Raw genomic sequence first — 17,203 nt, 5'->3', positions numbered from 1 at the left:
ATAGGAGGACATCACTATTGTCAAAGAAAAGATTGTATGAAATTGCTAAAGAAATGGGCCGTCCAAGTAAGGAAGTTGTCGAATATGCACAACAACTTGGTATTGCGGTCAAAAGCCATTCTTCTAGCGTAGAAGAAGCTGATGTAAAGCGTATTGTTGCAAAATTGTCAGAATCAAAACAGACGCCTCCGTCAGCAAAATCAGCAGAACAGCTAGCCGCTAAGGCTCCTGAAGCTTCTGCTGCAAAACTAACGACAGCGAAACCAAAAAGCCGCAATTTTAAAGCCGAACGTGAGGCTCGTGCGAAAGCAGAAGCTGAAAAACGTGCGAATGCGAATAAAGGTGGTAAAAAACGTCATCAAGAGCAAGACGGCAACCACCGTTCACAACAGCCTGCTAAGTCAGCAAGGCATGGCAAAGATGCTCAAAGAGGGCATCAAGCTAACCGTCAGCAGACTAGAATAAATCGTTCTGCTCAACCGTCACAAGCTCAGAAGCCACGTATTGACTTTAAAGCGCGTGCGGCAGCCCTGAAAGCTGAACAAAATGCAGAGTATTCACGCCAAAGTGAAACACGTTTCCATGAGCAAGAAGAAGCCAAACGTCGTGCAAAACAGACGCGAGAAAAAGAACATGAGGCTCGCTTAGAAGCAAAACAGAAAGCTGAGGAAACAAAAAAGGTGACTAAGAAAGAAATACCTTTATCACCAGTTGCAGCAGCAGAACCTGCTTCTCAAGCAATTGATAAACATCGTAAAAAACAGGCTCGTCCTGAAAAATCACGAGATTATAATCATGATAATGAGGACGGTCCACGCAAAACTAGAAAAAACCGGAATAGTCAAAATCAAGTGAGAAATCAAAAAAATAGTAATTGGAACAGTAATAAAAACAAAAAAGGCAAACACAATCGCAACCAAGCACCAAAACCAGTCACAGAACGCAAATTCCACGAATTGCCTAAGGAATTTGAATATACTGAAGGGATGACTGTTGCAGAAATCGCAAAACGTATCAAACGTGAACCAGCTGAGATTGTTAAAAAACTCTTTATGATGGGCGTTATGGCCACTCAAAACCAATCTCTTGACGGTGATACCATTGAATTGTTGATGGTGGATTACGGTATTGAAGCCCACAAAAAAGTGGAAGTGGACAATGCCGATATTGATCGTTTCTTTGAAGATGAAAACTACCTCAATCCAGATAAAATGGTTGAGCGCGCGCCTGTTGTTACCATTATGGGACACGTTGACCATGGTAAAACAACCCTTCTTGATACCCTTCGTAATTCACGTGTCGCTACAGGCGAAGCTGGTGGTATCACTCAACATATTGGTGCTTATCAAATCATTGAAAATGGTAAGAAAATTACTTTCCTTGATACACCAGGACACGCGGCATTTACATCAATGCGTGCGCGTGGTGCGTCAATCACAGATATTACTATTTTGATTGTAGCGGCTGATGATGGGGTTATGCCTCAAACAGTCGAAGCCATCAACCACTCAAAAGCGGCTGGTGTGCCAATCATCGTTGCGATCAACAAGATTGATAAACCAGGTGCCAACCCAGAACGTGTTATCAGCGAATTGGCTGAACATGGTATCATCTCAACAGCTTGGGGTGGGGATTGTGAATTCGTTGAAATTTCTGCCAAATTTGGTAAGAACATCGATGAATTGCTTGAAACCGTTCTTCTTGTAGCTGAAATGGAAGAATTGAAAGCAGACCCAACCGTTCGTGCGATTGGTACAGTTATTGAAGCGCGTCTTGATAAAGGAAAAGGTGCTGTGGCAACTCTTCTTGTTCAACAAGGCACCCTTCATGTGCAAGATCCTATTGTTATCGGAAATACCTTTGGACGTGTGCGTGCCATGACCAATGACCTTGGTCGTCGCGTGAAAACAGCAGAACCATCAACACCTGTTTCAATCACAGGTCTAAACGAAGCCCCAATGGCAGGTGACCATTTTGCTGTTTACGAGGATGAAAAAGCAGCGCGTGCAGCTGGTGAAGAACGTGCCAAACGTGCCTTGATGAAACAACGTCAAGCCACTCAACGTGTCAGCCTTGAAAATCTCTTTGATACGCTTAAAGCTGGTGAAGTTAAGACCGTTAACGTGATTATCAAAGCCGATGTACAAGGTTCTGTTGAAGCCCTTGCTGCCTCACTTCTTAAAATCGATGTTGAAGGCGTTAAAGTGAGCGTTGTTCACTCTGCTGTCGGTGCAATCAACGAATCTGACGTGACCTTGGCAGAAGCATCAAATGCCTTTATCATTGGATTTAACGTCCGCCCTACTCCACAAGCGCGTCAACAAGCAGAAGAAGATGAAGTGGATATTCGCCTTCACTCAATTATCTACAAAGTTATTGAAGAAGTAGAAGATGCCATGAAAGGTATGCTTGACCCTGAATTCAAAGAAAAAGTTATCGGGGAAGCTATTATCCGTGAAATCTTCAAAGTCTCTAAAGTGGGTACTATCGGAGGATTTATGGTTACAAGTGGTAAAATCACACGTGACGCTAGTGCCCGTGTTATCCGTGACGGTGTCGTTATCTTTGATGGCAAACTTGCCAGCTTGAAACACTTCAAAGATGACGTTAAAGAAGTCGGAAACGCCCAAGAAGGTGGTTTGATGATTGAAAACTTCAACGACATCAAAGTGGATGACGTTATCGAAGCTTACATTATGGAAGAAGTGAAACGTTAATTCCCATTGAGGCAAATGTCTCTAATGGGGAATACGGCAAGCACTATGGTGCCTTGCCTAAACGTTACATAGTTACATGTGAGAAATGAATAAAAGCTAGGTTTGCTTAGCCTAGCTTTTTCAAAACAATAGAAAGGACAAAGATTATGGCTAATCATCGTATTGACCGTGTTGGTATGGAAATCAAACGGGAAGTGAATGAGATTTTGCATAAAAAAGTGCGTGACCCTCGTGTTCAAGATGTGACTATCACAGATGTTCAAATGCTTGGGGATTTGTCAATGGCAAAAGTTTATTACACCATTCACTCTGATCTTGCCTCAGATAATCAAAAGGCACAAATTGGTCTTGAAAAGGCAACAGGAACCATCAAACGTGAGTTGGGTCGTAACTTGACTATGTATAAAATTCCTGATTTGACCTTCATCAAGGACGAATCTATCGAATACGGTAATAAAATTGACCAAATGCTTCGTGATTTGGAGAGTAAAAACTAAACGATTGAAGAGCTCACTAACAAGTGGGTTCTTTTTATGCTATAATGGAGGTGTTTTTTGAAATGAGGAAGGCAATAAAATGAAAATCACAGTGTATTTAGCGTCAAGTATGGGCAATCCGATCTACCGTGACAGTGTGGAGGCTTTTGGCGATTGGATGGCGCAAAAGGGATATGATTTGGTTTATGGCGGGAGTCAGACTGGGTTGATGTGACTTTTGGCAGATCGGGTCTTGGCTCATGGTGGAAAGGTTTACGGCATTATGCCAGATTTTCTTCAAAAACGTGAGGAAGTCCACCAAGGTTTGACGCAGCTGCGTATTGTAGCTGATATGGATGAGCGTAAGCGTCTGTTAATGGAAATGGGTGATGTTTTGGTTGCCTTTCCAGGTGGTCCTGGAACGCTTGAAGAGATTAGTCAGGCGATTTCTTGGGCGCGCGTGGGACAACACGACAAGCCTTGCTTGCTTTTTAATGCTAATGGTTATTATGATAGCCTCAAAATCCAATTTGACCAGATGGTCAGTGCGGGATTTTTAACGACAGCTGACCGTGACAAGGTTCTCTTTGTCGATAGTCTGCAAGCCTTAGAAGAAGTTATCAGTAGTTATCAGAAATGAGGGATGGGATTTATGGATTTACAAGCGTTATTTGTGCAAAATGAAGAGTTAATGGGGATTCTTAGGGTAATAGCAGAGCTGGATTTGCAAGATTCTTGGCTAGCAGCTGGGACATTACGCAACTATGTTTGGAATGTCTTGTCAGGAAAAGCTGGCTTGGCACAAGCAAGTGATTTAGATGTCGTTTTTTATGATGTCAATGTGTCTTATGATGAAACGCTGGCGCTTCAGCAAGACCTTCAACAGCGCTACCCAGCCTATCAATGGGAAATCAAGAATCAGGTTTATATGCACAGCCATAGTCCAAATACGCTCCCTTACCAAAATGCGAGAGATGCTGTTAGCAAATATCCAGAACGTTGCACAGCCATTGCAGCAAGATTGAACAATGATGAGTTGGAACTTTTTTTGCCTTATGGTGATGACGATATTGTTAATTTTGTCGTGCAACCGACACCGCATTTTTTAGAAGATAAGAAACGGATGCAGGTCTATCGTGAACGCCTTGCTAAGAAAGATTGGCAGAAAAAATGGCCAAACTTACAGCTATTTGATGAATAAGAATAATACGCTAGGTGAAACAGATTGCTTTGATTTTTGCAATGTGTTTCATTTTTTAATCTTTTATCGTTGATAAATGTAAACGATAATCGTATAATAAATCTACAAATGTAAATCAAAGCTATTTTAAAGGAGGTAACAATGTCAATTTCAAATGCAGAATGGGAAATCATGCGTGTTGTTTGGACCAAGGAAGAAACGACGAGCAGTGAGATTTTAGACATTCTTGAAGATAAGACCGATTGGACGGCTTCGACGGTTAAGACTTTGTTGAAACGTCTTGTGGATAAGGGTTATTTGAGCACGCAAAAGGTTGGAAAGTCTTTTCGTTATTCGGCTTTGATTTCAGAAAATGAAGTCATGAAGCAAGAAACAACGGATTTCTTTAATAAGTTTTGCCAGCGAAAGCATGTGGAAATCGTTAAGCATCTCCTAGAATCCATGCCGATGACGGAGGCAGATGTGACCTTATTAGACGAAACGCTTTTAGCTAGGAAAGAAAATGTCTTGGAAGAAGTGCCTTGTGATTGTGTTGATGGGCAATGCCGTTGCAAGGAACACTTGACTTTAGAGTAGCAAAACACACATACGAGAAGAGGTTTAGCCATGTCAAAAAAAGAAGTTTTTGTGATTGATGGGATGACGTGTGCGTCCTGTGCAGTAACGATTGAAGAGGCTGTCAAAAAGTTAGACCATGTGCAGTCCGTTGTTGTCAACCTCACAACTGAAAAAATGACGGTTGAGTATGACCCTGATGTTGTCACTGAAAGCATGATTGAAAAGGCAGTGTCAGACGCAGGGTACAGTGCCTCTGTTTTTGACCCTAAAACATCAAAGAGCCAAGCAGAGCGTCAAGACGAAGAAACCCAAAATATGTGGCGTAAGTTCGTCTGGTCTGCTGTCTTTACCGTGCCTTTGCTTTACATTTCAATGGGGAGCATGATGGGGCTTTGGGTGCCACAATTCATGTCAATGTCAGCTCATCCCATGGTGCATGCCGTGATAGAATTGCTTTTGACTTTACCCGTCATGTACTTTGGTCGCCGCTTTTACATTAGTGGTTTTAAATCATTGAGCAAGGGTCACCCTAATATGGATGCCCTGGTTGCTCTAGCAACAAGTGCCGCCTTTGTTTATAGTATTTACAGCATGTGCCAAATTTTCGCTGGTCACCTTCATGCTGTTCATATGCTTTACTTTGAATCTGTTGCAGTTATCTTGACCTTGATTACCTTAGGTAAATATTTTGAAACCTTGTCTAAAGGTCGGACCTCAGATGCCATTAAGAAATTGATGACCTTATCTGCTAAGGAAGCCACTGTTATCCGTGACGGCAAGGAAATCTCTATCCCCATAGAAGATGTGGTGGTCGGAGATACGCTTTTGGTAAAACCAGGTGAAAAGGTCCCTGTGGATGGGGTTGTGGTATCAGGACATAGTGCCATCGATGAATCCATGTTGACGGGTGAAAGTATCCCTGTTGAAAAAGTTGTGGATGATAAGGTTTACGGTGCTTCAATCAATGGACAAGGTGCCTTGACCATTCGTGCCGAAAAAGTCGGTGGTGATACCTTGTTATCTCAAATCATCAAATTGGTTGAAGATGCCCAACAAACCAAAGCACCTATTGCCAAGATTGCTGATCGTGTGGCTGGTGTCTTTGTCCCAACGGTTATGGTTATCGCAATTGTGACCTTCCTCTTTTGGTATTTGCTCATGGGCAAGAGCTTTGTTTTCGCCCTTCAAGTTGCCATTGCCATCTTGGTTATTGCTTGTCCTTGTGCCTTGGGATTGGCAACGCCGACCGCTATTATGGTCGGTACTGGTCGTGGTGCTGAAAATGGTATTCTTTACAAACGAGGCGATACTCTTGAAAATGCCCACCATTTAAATGCCATCGTCTTTGATAAGACAGGTACCATTACCCAAGGGAAACCGCAAGTTGTGGATATCTTTGCCTATCAAGGTGATAAGGACCGTTTGCTTAGCCAAGTGGCTTCGATTGAAAAATTCTCTGAACACCCTTTGAGCCAAGCCATTGTGGAAAAAGCTGACGAATCAGGCTTGTCTTTAGTCGCTGTGGATAATTTCGAGTCTTTGACAGGTCTGGGCTTGCAGGCTGACTGTGACGGTCAAACCTTGTACGTCGGTAATCATAAATTGATGGCAAACCATCAAATCAACCTTACCCAAGCAGAAGATGCAGTCAAACAAGCCACGCAAAAAGGTCAAACCCCTATTTATGTGGCAGATAAGAAGCATTTATTGGGTGTTATTACCGTTGCTGATTTGGTTAAATCAGATAGTAAAGAAACAGTTGCCAAGTTGCAAGCTGCTGGTTTGGATGTGGTGATGTTAACTGGTGATAATGAACAAACGGCCAAGGCCATTGCCAAACAAGTTGGCATTACAACGGTTATTAGTGATGTTTTGCCAGACCAAAAATCTCGTGTGATTAAGGATTTGCAAGCTCAAGGTAAGAAAGTTGCCATGGTTGGTGATGGTATCAACGATGCCCCTGCCTTAGCAGTAGCTGATATTGGTATTGCCATTGGTTCAGGTGCAGATATTGCCATTGAATCTGCCGATATTATCTTGATGAAAACAAGTATCTCAGATGTCTTGAAAGCTTTGTCTATTAGCCGTTTGACCATTAGGGTCATCAAGGAAAATCTATTCTGGGCTTTCATTTACAATATCTTGGCTATCCCAGTTGCCATGGGTGTCCTCTACCTCTTTAGTGGTCCCCTACTCAACCCAATGATTGCTGGTTTGGCTATGGGCTTTAGTTCAGTATCTGTTGTGCTTAACGCCCTTCGTTTGAAATACATTAAATTAACTTAGATTGCTAAAAAACAGGAGGTATTCTGATGGAAAGAACATATGAAGTTACTGGAATGAAATGTGATGGTTGCGCCAAAACCGTCACTGAAAAATTATCAGCCGTTCATGGTGTGGAAAAAGTGGTCGTGGATTTGGATAAAAAACAAGTCACTATCACAGGCAGACCATTTAAATTCTCACTTCAACGTGCTTTAAAAGGCACCAAGTACGCCCTTGGTAAAGAGATAAAGGCTAATTAAATACTGAAAAACAGGCTTAGACCTGTTTTTTTATGGCCTTAAAAATGATACACTAGTTGCGTAAGAAAAATAGGTTTGGATTGGTATGACGATAGACGTTTGGGATTTATTGACCATTATTGGTACCATTGCCTTTGCCTTATCAGGGGCTATTGTGGCAATGGAAGAAGATTTTGATATTTTAGGCATGTTCATCTTGGGCTTTGTCACGGCTTTTGGCGGTGGTGCTATCCGCAATTTGCTGATTGGCTTGCCAATTGGAACGCTGTGGTCGCAAGGGGATGCGTTTTATTTTGCTTTGGCGGCTATGTTGCTGATTATGTTGTTTCCGAATGTTGTGACAAAGGGTTGGCTAAAAGCAGAAGTCTTGACAGATGCGATTGGTTTAGCCTCTTTTAGCGTCCAAGGTGCCATGTATGCCATGAAATTGCAGCAGCCTTTAAGCGCGGTGATTGTCGCAGCAGTTCTAACAGGAGCTGGTGGCGGTGTGGTCCGAGATGTCTTAGCAGGGCGAAAACCTGGTATCTTGCGTAGTGAGGTCTATGCGGGCTGGTCTATTTTAGCGGCATTTGTTCTTTATTTTGGCATTGTGACAAGTGACACGGGCTACTATGCCCTGGTGCTGGTCTTGGTTATTCTTCGCATGATAGGTTACAAACGTCAATGGCATTTACCAAAAATAAAAGGAAAGGTGACATCACATGATTAAACTCATCGCAATTGATTTAGACGGCACTTTGCTAAATTCAGAGAAAAAAATTCCCAAAGAAAACATCTCAGCCATTCAAGCGGCAGCACAAGCAGGCGTAAAAATCGTGCTCTGCACAGGACGCCCAAAATCTGGCATTGTGCCTTATTTTGAACAATTGGGGCTGACTGATGAAGAATACATCATCATGAACAATGGCTGCAGCATTTACAACACAAAGAATTGGGAATTGATGAGTTATGCCCAAATCACCAATGAGGAGCTGGACCAATTGCAAGCGGCTGTGCGTGATTTTCCAGAGGTTTGCTTGACCTTGACAGGTGAAAAGCATTATTATGCTGTCGGTGATGTCGTCCCAGAATTGGTGCAGTACGACGCTGGCTTGGTCTTTGACACAGCCAAAGCCATCAGCCTTGAGGCAATCAAAGACAGCTCAGAAATCATTTTCCAAGCCATGTACATGGCAAAAGCACCTGTTTTAACTCCTTTCCAAGCAGCCAAGGAAGTGGATTTGGCAGCAGATTTTAGCGTGGTACGTAGCCAGCCTTATATCTTTGAAGCCATGCCAAAAGGCTACACCAAGGCGACGGCCTTAAAAGCTTTGTCAGAAAAACTAGGCTTTAGCCCTGATGATGTCATGGCGATTGGCGATGCGGCAAATGATTTGGAAATGTTGCAATTTGCTACTCATAGTGTTGCCATGGGCAATGCGACTGATGAGGTCAAAGAAATCTGCCGTTACCAAACCACGGTAAACGACCAAGCAGGTGTTGCCAAAGCTATTTACGATTACGTTTTAAAAGATTAACAGCAAAGTCTTGTTCCAAAGTTTTTGTGGAGCAAGACTTTTTTAAGAACACGAGCTTTTTATAGTTTTCGTAAGCTTTTAATGATATAATTGAGAAAGAAATACTTTGGTAATCAAAGTATATGATGCAAGGAAACGAGGAAATAGAGATGAGTTGGAAAATTGTGACAGATTCGGGTTGTGATTTTAAGGACATTGGTGTACCCGAAAAAGATTTAGCCTTTCAAAATGTCCCCTTGACCTTACAAATTGGTTCAGAACTTTTTGTAGACGATGAAGGCTTGGATGTTGAGGCTATGATGGACACCTTATATGAAAGATCCGTGCCGTCAAAGTCGAGCTGTCCTAGCCCAGATGCTTTCTTACGAGCTTACCAAGGTGCTGATAATATCATTGTTATCACCATTACAGGGGCTTTATCAGGTAGTCACAATAGTGCTCAGATTGCCAAGCAAATGTTATTAGAAGAGCATCCCAACGTCAATATCCATGTGATTGATTCCTTGTCAGCTGGTGGTGAAATCGATTTGCTGGTCTTGGAGTTAAAACGTTTGATTTTATCAGGACTTTCTTTTGATCAAGTGCTCGAGGCAATCGAACGTTACCAAGCCAAAACAAGACTACTTTTCATCCTAGAACGTGTGGATAATCTGGTCAATAACGGCCGTTTGAATAAATTGGTCGGTAAGGTTGTCGGTTTGCTCAATATCCGCATGGTTGGGCAAGCCAGCCCCGAAGGAACGCTTGATTTGTTGCACAAGGCAAGAGGTCAGAAAAAAGCCATTCAGGCCACTGTTAACGAGATGCTGGCAGCTGGTTACCAAGGAGGCAAGGTCATGATTACCCACGCAGGCAATGAAAAAGCCTGCCAACAATTGCGTGACAAGCTTCGTGATTTGTTTCCAAAAGCAGATATCCAATTTGTCAATGCTTCTGGTTTATGTAGTTTTTACAGTGAAAGAGGCGGTTTGTTACTAGGATATGAAACCCATTAAAAGGTCTAGGAGTTTAACTCCTAGACCTTTTGTCATGTGCATTTTAGTAGCCGTAGTAAGTTTGGCTGCTGCTTGTCGCAGTAGAATCTGAGTAGGTATTGTAACCGTAGGTTTGACTGCTGCTGTAATTGTTGTTGTAAGTTGTTGTATCGTCAGCCGTTGAAGCGTGTGTTGTCGTCGCTGAGCTTGGTGTTGTTTGTGTTGCAACACTTGCTGAACGAGCAGAGATAGCATTGGCAACAGCATCGATACGCGTTTGCAATTGGTCTTTAACATCTTGATTAGTTACGGTGTCAACAGCATCTTGTGCGGCAGTGACATTAGCAGAGGTTTGTTCTGCTTCGGCAGCTGCAACGGCACTTTCGGCATTGCTTTCATTGTTGATTTCAGCTGAAATAGCGTCCAATTGTGATTGCAAATCGGTTTTCTTAGCTTCGTCAGACAATTTGTTAATCGCAGCTTGAGCATTGGTAATCGCTTCTGATGTGCGTTTGTCTTGGGCTTCGGCTAGAGAAGCTTTTGCTTTTTCTTCCAATTCTTCTTCGCTGGTTGTTGAAGAAGAGGCAACAGAAGAGCTTGTTGGTTCTGTGCTTGACGCTTTGGTCTGGCTATTGCCGAAAATTAAGTAAATACCAGCCGCAAGAGCAACTAAAATGATACTAAGAATAAGATAAGTGACTTCACTTTTTGAGCGTTTCATGACAACTCCTTTGAGAATTTAATAATAAAATATGCTGTTATCTTACTAAGCTAACACGCTAAAACGTCTGTCATAAACAGACCATTTTATATCATTATACCACAGAAATAGACAGGGATTCCCTTTTTAAAAAAATCCTCTAACTTTTTAAGGTTTCTTTTAGAAAAACGAGTTGTTAGAAAAATCAGTTTTTTTTACAAACGTGTAAAAATACAGTAAAGTATTGTCTGTTTGTCTGGAATACATTACAATGGACATATCGTCTTTTTTACGAAAAAAAATATAATATTTGAGGATAACACTGTGTCAATAAATTGGCAAGAGATTGCTTTTAGTTTTTTTGGTGGTTTGGGGCTTTTCCTATTTAGCATCAAGTATATGGGAGATGCTCTCCAACAATCAGCTGGTGACCGTTTGCGTTATTACATTGACAAATACACCAGTAATCCCTTTTTAGGCGTTCTTGTGGGAATCGCCATGTCAGCGCTTATCCAGTCTAGTTCAGGGGTGACGGTAATTACTGTTAGCTTGGTGTCGGCGGGACTGTTGACCCTAAGACAAGCCATTGGTATTATCATGGGAGCAAATATTGGAACAACCATCACTTCTTTTTTGATCGGATTTAATTTAGGTGATTATGGCCTGCCAATGATTTTTGTCGGTTCGGCCCTGCTCTTTTTCACTTCAAATCGGACCTTGAACAATCTTGGTCGGATTATTTTCGGGGTTGGTGGTATCTTCTTTGCCTTCAATATTATGAGTGGTGCTATGGAGCCTCTCAAATCCATTCCAGCCTTTCAGGATTACCTGACGACACTTGGGGATAGACCGATTATGGGAGTGGTGATTGGAACGGTTTTGACTATGATTATTCAATCTTCAGCAGCCATTATTGGGATTTTGCAGAGCCTGTACACGGGTAATTTAATCGATTTGCATGGGGTTATTCCGATTCTTTTGGGAAGCAATATCGGAACCTGTATCACCGCAGTTCTAGCAGCTCTGGGAGCTAATGTGTCTGCCAAACGTGTTGCTGGTGCCCATGTCTTGTTTAACGTCATTGGAACCATCTTGTTTATGATTGTGCTTTCGCCATTTATATATTTTATGGAGTGGCTGCAAGGAGAGTTGCATTTGACGCACGCTATGACAATTGCTTTTGCCCATGGAACCTTCAATATCACCAATACCGTTTTGCTCTTTCCTTTCATTGGAACCTTGGCTTATCTGGTTACTAAACTCATCCCAGGAGATGATGAGGTGGTGCCATACGAAACGGTTTACCTTGACCGCCTTTTGTTGAAACAAGCGCCAGCTATTGCCCTTGGAAATGCCAAGAAAGAGTTGATTCACTTGGGCGCTTATGCGACACAGAGTTTTGAAGCTGCCTTTCTCTTTTTTGATACAGCTGACAACAGCTACGCTGAGAAAACGGAACTTCTAGAAGACACCGTCAATCGTGTGGACGAGGAATTGACGAAGTATTTGGTTGAATTGTCGAGTGAATCCTTGACTCAGCATGAGGGAGAAGTGCTTTCTAGCCTTTTGGATGCCACGCGCGATTTGGAGCGAATTGGCGACCACAGCGTGAACTTGGTTCATTTGATGACTTACAACCAGTCTAAAGGCGTTCTCTTTTCGCCAGCTGCGATAAAGGAAGTTAACCAACTTTATAGCAACACGCACCGCATGGTCCTTGATGCCCTCAAGGTGATTATTGACAATGACACGGTCTTGGCAGGGGAAGTTGTCGAACGCCACCGCGAATTGGCTCAGTCAGCTCGTCAGATTCGTAAAAATCATATCCAGCGCATGAACATTGGCGAATGCACGCCTTTGGCTGGGATCAATTTTATTGATTTGATTTCGCCGTGTACTCGCATCACCGATCACGCGCTCAACCTAGTGGAAAAAGTGATTCAGCAACAAATATAAGATTAAACGGCTTTTAGACCTTGGGTTTAAAAGTTTTTTTGTACAGGATTTTTTGGTATATACCATTTACAAAAAAAGGACTTTTGTTTATAATAGAAAGTGACGGAGGTATTCAACATGACAACCTATATCAAAGCAGATGCATTTTATTACCCTTATCAAGTGAAACCGAGTGGTTACCTGGCGATCGAAGGCGATCGTTTTGGAGATTGGCAAGAAAGCGTGCCAGAAAATACGACTATTGTGGATTGGACAGGTTATAGCATTGCGCCTGGTCTAGTGGACACGCATATTCATGGTTTTGCGGGCGCCGATGTGATGGACAATAGCCAAGAATCACTAGAAACAATGAGCCGTGCCCTTTTGGGAGCTGGTGTGACCAGCTTTTTACCAACAGGTTTGACCGCATCATTTGAAACTTTGAATGCTATTTGCCAAACAACAGCAGCTTTTGCAGGGCAAGAAAGCGGTGCCCGTATCAAAGGCCTCTTTTTCGAAGGCCCTTACTTTACTGAAAAATACAAAGGTGCCCAAAACCCTTCTTATATGCGTAATCCTTCTATTAGCGAGTTAGACCAATGGTTGGCTAGTTCTAAGGGCTTTTTGCGTAAGATTGCTCTAGCGCCTGAACGTGAGGACGTTGAGGACTTTATCAACTATGCGACTGACAAAGGTGTGACCGTGGCTTTAGGACATTCTGATGCGACCTTTGACCAAGCCATCAAAGCTGTTGAAGCTGGTGCTTCTGTTTGGGTGCACGCCTACAATGGTATGCGAGGACTCAATCACCGTGAGCCTGGTATGGTTGGTGCCGTTTACGAAATGCCAAATACCTATGCCGAATTGATTTGCGATGGGCACCATGTTCACCCATCAGCTTGTGATATGTTGCTCCACCAAAAAGGCCCTGACCACGTGGCTTTGATTACCGACTGCATGAGCGCTGGCGGATTAAAAGACGGGGATTATATGTTGGGTGAATTTCCTGTTATTGTCGAAAAAGGAACCGCACGCCTCAAATCAAATGGCGCCTTGGCAGGGTCTATTCTCCAACTAAAAGATGCCGTGCAACACGTTGTGGACTGGGGCTTGGTGTCTAAAGCCGAAGCTATTCGCATGGCAACCTTAATCCCAGCCATTTCCGTAGGACTTGATAACGAATGTGGCCAAATCAAAAAAGGCCATCACGCCGACTTTATCGTCCTAGACAAAGACTTGAACCTACAAGCCACTTACCTCGGCGGAAGAAAAGCTTGGGAAGAGTAGATCATTTAGTGACCTACTTTTTCCCTGTCTAGTATTTTTACCTAGACAGGGATTTGCTTTTGTGCTAAAATACTGTCTAAAGAGAGAGGGTCTTATGGCGTTTCCCTAGCGAGTCCGAGTTGGTGGGAGTCGGATGACAATGCTGTGAGTAACTGGCGCTTTCGCTTAGCTAAGGCTAAGTTTAGACACAGATAAAATGAAGTAATAAAATAGGGTGGAACCGCGTTTAAACGCCCCTTATGAGGTATCATGGGAGTGTTTTAGCGGTTTTTTCTTTGGCTAAAATGCACTTGTGATGCGTCACCAGAAATAATGTTTAAGGAGAAGATGATGGCGAAAAAGTTAACATTTCAAGAAATTATTCTAACCTTGCAACAATTTTGGAATGACCAAGGTTGCATGCTCATGCAAGCATATGACAATGAAAAAGGTGCGGGTACGATGAGCCCTTATACCTTCCTTCGTGCAATCGGTCCAGAACCATGGAACGCAGCTTATGTGGAACCATCACGTCGTCCTGCCGATGGACGTTACGGGGAAAACCCAAACCGTCTTTACCAACACCACCAATTCCAAGTGGTTATGAAACCAAGCCCAAGCAATATTCAAGAATTGTACTTGCAATCTTTGGAAAAATTGGGCATCAACCCACTTGAACACGATATTCGTTTTGTTGAGGACAACTGGGAAAACCCATCAACGGGTTCTGCTGGTCTTGGTTGGGAAGTTTGGCTTGACGGTATGGAAATCACTCAGTTCACTTATTTCCAACAAGTTGGTGGTTTGCAAACAGGCCCTGTGACATCAGAAGTGACTTATGGTTTGGAACGTTTGGCATCATACATCCAAGAAGTGGATTCTGTCTATGATATTGAATGGGCTCCAGGTGTTAAATACGGGGAAATTTTCTTACAACCTGAATTTGAACATTCAAAATATTCATTTGAAATTTCAGATCAAGACATGCTTCTTGAAAACTTTGAAAAATACGAAAAAGAAGCTAAACGTTGCTTGGCAAAGCACTTGGTACACCCAGCGTATGACTATGTTTTGAAATGCTCACATACCTTTAATTTGCTGGATGCTCGTGGTGCGGTTTCAGTAACAGAGCGTGCTGGCTACATTGCCCGCATTCGTAATTTGGCGCGTGAAGTCGCTAAAACCTTTGTGGCAGAACGCAAACGCCTTGGTTACCCACTTCTTGATGAAGCCACACGTGAACAATTATTGAAGGAGGATGCTGAATAATGACTAAAAATTTACTTGTAGAACTTGGTTTAGAAGAATTGCCAGCTTATGTCGTGACACCAAGTGAAAAACAATTGGGTAAACGTATGGCAGCCTTTTTGAACGACAAACGTTTGGCATTTGATAGCATCCAAACCTTCTCAACTCCACGTCGTTTGGCGGTTCGTGTGACTGGTTTAGCGGATGCACAAACTGATTTGACAGAAGATTTCAAAGGGCCTTCTAAAAAAATCGCCTTGGATGCTGATGGTCAGTTCACCAAAGCTGCTCAAGGATTTGTGCGTGGAAAAGGTTTGACCACAGACGATATTGAATTCCGCGAAGTGAAAGGTGAAGAATACGTTTACGTTACCAAACACGAAGCTGGAAAATCTGCCAAAGAAGTATTGAAAGATTTGCCAGAAATCCTAGCTGCTATGACTTTCCCAGTTAATATGCACTGGGCAAACAATACCTTTGAATACATTCGTCCCGTTCATACATTGACTGTTCTATTAGACGATGAAGACCTTGACCTTGATTTCTTGGATATTCATTCAGGTCGTGTGAGCCGTGGACATCGTTTCCTTGGTCATGAAGTTGAAATCGCAAATGCAGATTCTTATGAAGATGATTTGCGTCAAGTCTTTGTCATTGCAGATGCCAAAGAACGCCAAGACATGATTGTTAACCAAATCAAAGCCATTGAAAAAGCCCAAAATGTACAAGTGGAAATTGATGACGACTTGCTTAACGAAGTTTTGAACTTGGTCGAATACCCAACTGCCTTTATGGGAAGTTTTGACACTAAATACCTTGACGTTCCAGAAGAAGTGCTTGTTACATCAATGAAAAACCACCAACGTTACTTTGTTGTTCGTGACCAAGACGGCAAGTTGATGCCAAACTTCATTTCCGTGCGTAATGGTAATGACCAATACCTTGACAATGTCATCAAAGGAAATGAAAAAGTGCTTGTGGCGCGTTTGGAAGATGGTGAATTCTTCTGGCGTGAAGACCAAAAACTTAAGATTGCGGACCTTGTCGCAAAACTAGATAACGTGACTTTCCACGAAAAAATCGGTTCGCTTTCAGAACACATGAAACGCAGCAAAGTGATTGCCGCTTACCTTGCTGAAAAAGCTGGCGCTACTGAAACTGAAAAAGCAGCCCTTGCCCGTGCAGCTGAAATCTACAAATTCGACCTATTGACAGGTATGGTCGGTGAGTTTGATGAATTGCAAGGGATTATGGGTGAAAAATATGCCCTTCTTGCAGGCGAAGAACCAGGCGTAGCCACAGCAATTCGCGAACATTATTTGCCAAATGCTGCTGATGGTGATCTTCCAGAAACTAAAGTAGGTGCTCTATTAGCCCTTGCTGATAAATTGGATACTATCTTGTCATTCTTCTCAGTTGGCTTGATTCCATCAGGTTCAAATGATCCATATGCCCTACGTCGTGCAACAGCAGGTGTGGTGCGTATTATGGATGTTTTTGGATTAACTATCCCAATGGATGAATTGCTCGACGACCTTTATGCCTTGTCATTTGATAGCTTGACATACGAGCACAAAGCAGAAGTGATGGACTTTATCCGTGCGCGTGTGGAAAAAATGATGCCAGCTAAAACACCAAAAGACATTCGTGAAGCTGTGTTAGCAAGCACTAATCTTATCGTGCCTGAAATGCTTGAAACAGTAGATGCTTTGGTGGCAGCTAGTCAAACAGAAGGCTACAAAGCAGCAGTAGAAAGCTTATCACGCGTCTTTAACCTAGCTGAAAAAGCTCCAACAGGTGTGAGCGTTGCCGCTAGCTTGTTTGAAAATGATGATGAAAAAGCCTTGGACAAGGCCACACAAGACTTGACCTTGTCAGGTACAGCTAGCGACAAATTGGCACAACTCTTTGCTTTGAGCCCAGTTATTGACAAATTCTTTGACAATACCATGGTTATGGTGGATAATAAAGCTGTTAAAAATAATCGTCTAGCTATTTTATCGCAATTAAGCTCTAAAGCTAGCCGCGTGGCTGCCTTTAACAAATTAAACACGAAATAAGCTAGTAAAATCTACTCATTGAGTAG

The 17,203-nt window shown here is 42.6% G+C and carries 14 protein-coding genes and 1 pseudogene; 14 read left to right on the top strand and 1 reads right to left on the bottom strand.

Going from position 1 to position 17,203, the window contains the following annotated elements:
• Nucleotides 1-17 precede the first annotated feature (17 nt).
• The 10 genes and pseudogenes from infB to B3R79_RS00940 all read left to right on the top strand — a co-directional run bounded on the left by infB (nt 18) and on the right by B3R79_RS00940 (nt 9,989).
• Nucleotides 18-2,717 carry a translation initiation factor IF-2 gene (gene infB, locus B3R79_RS00985; protein ID WP_293693184.1) on the top strand — a complete coding sequence of 900 codons (2,700 nt, stop codon included), beginning with the start codon at nt 18-20 and terminating at the stop codon, nt 2,715-2,717.
• A 146-nt stretch (nt 2,718-2,863) separates the two neighbouring features.
• Nucleotides 2,864-3,214 (top strand): 30S ribosome-binding factor RbfA, encoded by a 351-nt coding sequence (gene rbfA, locus B3R79_RS00980; protein WP_154455238.1) that lies wholly within the window; start codon nt 2,864-2,866, stop codon nt 3,212-3,214.
• Between the two features lie 79 nt (nt 3,215-3,293).
• Nucleotides 3,294-3,833: pseudogene (locus B3R79_RS00975) on the top strand (TIGR00730 family Rossman fold protein).
• Between the two features lie 12 nt (nt 3,834-3,845).
• Nucleotides 3,846-4,394, top strand: coding sequence for a nucleotidyltransferase family protein (locus B3R79_RS00970; protein WP_168261353.1), 549 nt, complete (start codon nt 3,846-3,848; stop codon nt 4,392-4,394).
• Between the two features lie 141 nt (nt 4,395-4,535).
• The gene (locus tag B3R79_RS00965) at nt 4,536-4,970 is read left to right on the top strand and encodes a CopY/TcrY family copper transport repressor (protein WP_168261352.1); all 435 of its coding nucleotides are present in this window, start codon (nt 4,536-4,538) and stop codon (nt 4,968-4,970) included.
• Between the two features lie 30 nt (nt 4,971-5,000).
• Nucleotides 5,001-7,238 carry a heavy metal translocating P-type ATPase gene (locus B3R79_RS00960; protein ID WP_293693183.1) on the top strand — a complete coding sequence of 746 codons (2,238 nt, stop codon included), beginning with the start codon at nt 5,001-5,003 and terminating at the stop codon, nt 7,236-7,238.
• Nucleotides 7,239-7,264: 26 nt separating this feature from the next.
• Nucleotides 7,265-7,477: a heavy-metal-associated domain-containing protein gene (locus B3R79_RS00955; protein ID WP_293693182.1), complete on the top strand. Its 213-nt coding sequence runs from the start codon at nt 7,265-7,267 to the stop codon at nt 7,475-7,477.
• 85 nt (nt 7,478-7,562) lie between these two features.
• On the top strand, nt 7,563-8,186 hold the full coding sequence (locus tag B3R79_RS00950) for a trimeric intracellular cation channel family protein (RefSeq protein WP_293693181.1): 624 nt from the start codon (nt 7,563-7,565) through the stop codon (nt 8,184-8,186).
• The gene (locus B3R79_RS00945) at nt 8,179-8,994 is read left to right on the top strand and encodes a Cof-type HAD-IIB family hydrolase (protein ID WP_168261348.1); all 816 of its coding nucleotides are present in this window, start codon (nt 8,179-8,181) and stop codon (nt 8,992-8,994) included. Before B3R79_RS00950 ends, B3R79_RS00945 begins: the two co-directional genes overlap by 8 nt.
• A gap of 149 nt (nt 8,995-9,143) precedes the next feature.
• Nucleotides 9,144-9,989 (top strand): DegV family protein, encoded by an 846-nt coding sequence (locus B3R79_RS00940; protein ID WP_293693180.1) that lies wholly within the window; start codon nt 9,144-9,146, stop codon nt 9,987-9,989.
• 43 nt (nt 9,990-10,032) lie between these two features.
• On the opposite strand, the gene B3R79_RS00935 is transcribed toward B3R79_RS00940, so the two are convergent.
• Entirely contained in the window at nt 10,033-10,689 is a 657-nt protein-coding gene (locus B3R79_RS00935) for a peptidase (protein ID WP_154455246.1), read from the bottom strand.
• A gap of 303 nt (nt 10,690-10,992) precedes the next feature.
• On the opposite strand from B3R79_RS00935, the gene B3R79_RS00930 reads away from it, so the two are divergent.
• From B3R79_RS00930 to glyS, 4 genes are all read left to right on the top strand, one after another.
• The gene (locus B3R79_RS00930; protein WP_293693179.1) at nt 10,993-12,624 is read left to right on the top strand and encodes a Na/Pi cotransporter family protein; all 1,632 of its coding nucleotides are present in this window, start codon (nt 10,993-10,995) and stop codon (nt 12,622-12,624) included.
• Nucleotides 12,625-12,741: 117 nt separating this feature from the next.
• Nucleotides 12,742-13,890, top strand: coding sequence for an N-acetylglucosamine-6-phosphate deacetylase (nagA, locus tag B3R79_RS00925; RefSeq protein ID WP_293693178.1), 1,149 nt, complete (start codon nt 12,742-12,744; stop codon nt 13,888-13,890).
• A gap of 330 nt (nt 13,891-14,220) precedes the next feature.
• Nucleotides 14,221-15,138: a glycine--tRNA ligase subunit alpha gene (gene glyQ / locus B3R79_RS00920; RefSeq protein WP_293693177.1), complete on the top strand. Its 918-nt coding sequence runs from the start codon at nt 14,221-14,223 to the stop codon at nt 15,136-15,138.
• Nucleotides 15,138-17,177, top strand: coding sequence for a glycine--tRNA ligase subunit beta (gene glyS, locus B3R79_RS00915; RefSeq protein WP_293693176.1), 2,040 nt, complete (start codon nt 15,138-15,140; stop codon nt 17,175-17,177). The genes glyQ and glyS overlap by 1 nt, the downstream gene beginning before the upstream one ends.
• The last annotated feature ends 26 nt before the right edge of the window (nt 17,178-17,203 follow it).

Source organism: Streptococcus sp. UBA3373, assembly GCF_002360305.1.
Taxonomy (GTDB): Bacteria; Bacillota; Bacilli; order Lactobacillales; family Streptococcaceae; genus Streptococcus; species Streptococcus alactolyticus.
This window is presented reverse-complemented; position numbering and strand designations above follow the sequence as displayed.

Excerpts from the sequence above, each read along its gene's own strand:
- B3R79_RS00950 (WP_293693181.1), top strand. The coding sequence starts at position 7,563 with ATGACGATAGACGTTTGGGATTTATTGACCATTATTGGTACCATTGCC.
- B3R79_RS00945 (WP_168261348.1), top strand. The coding sequence starts at position 8,179 with ATGATTAAACTCATCGCAATTGATTTAGACGGCACTTTGCTAAATTCA.
- glyS (WP_293693176.1), top strand. The coding sequence starts at position 15,138 with ATGACTAAAAATTTACTTGTAGAACTTGGTTTAGAAGAATTGCCAGCT.
- B3R79_RS00940 (WP_293693180.1), top strand. The coding sequence starts at position 9,144 with ATGAGTTGGAAAATTGTGACAGATTCGGGTTGTGATTTTAAGGACATT.
- rbfA (WP_154455238.1), top strand. The coding sequence starts at position 2,864 with ATGGCTAATCATCGTATTGACCGTGTTGGTATGGAAATCAAACGGGAA.
- B3R79_RS00970 (WP_168261353.1), top strand. The coding sequence starts at position 3,846 with ATGGATTTACAAGCGTTATTTGTGCAAAATGAAGAGTTAATGGGGATT.
- B3R79_RS00935 (WP_154455246.1), bottom strand. The coding sequence starts at position 10,689 with ATGAAACGCTCAAAAAGTGAAGTCACTTATCTTATTCTTAGTATCATT.
- glyQ (WP_293693177.1), top strand. The coding sequence starts at position 14,221 with ATGGCGAAAAAGTTAACATTTCAAGAAATTATTCTAACCTTGCAACAA.
- B3R79_RS00960 (WP_293693183.1), top strand. The coding sequence starts at position 5,001 with ATGTCAAAAAAAGAAGTTTTTGTGATTGATGGGATGACGTGTGCGTCC.
- B3R79_RS00965 (WP_168261352.1), top strand. The coding sequence starts at position 4,536 with ATGTCAATTTCAAATGCAGAATGGGAAATCATGCGTGTTGTTTGGACC.
- nagA (WP_293693178.1), top strand. The coding sequence starts at position 12,742 with ATGACAACCTATATCAAAGCAGATGCATTTTATTACCCTTATCAAGTG.
- B3R79_RS00955 (WP_293693182.1), top strand. The coding sequence starts at position 7,265 with ATGGAAAGAACATATGAAGTTACTGGAATGAAATGTGATGGTTGCGCC.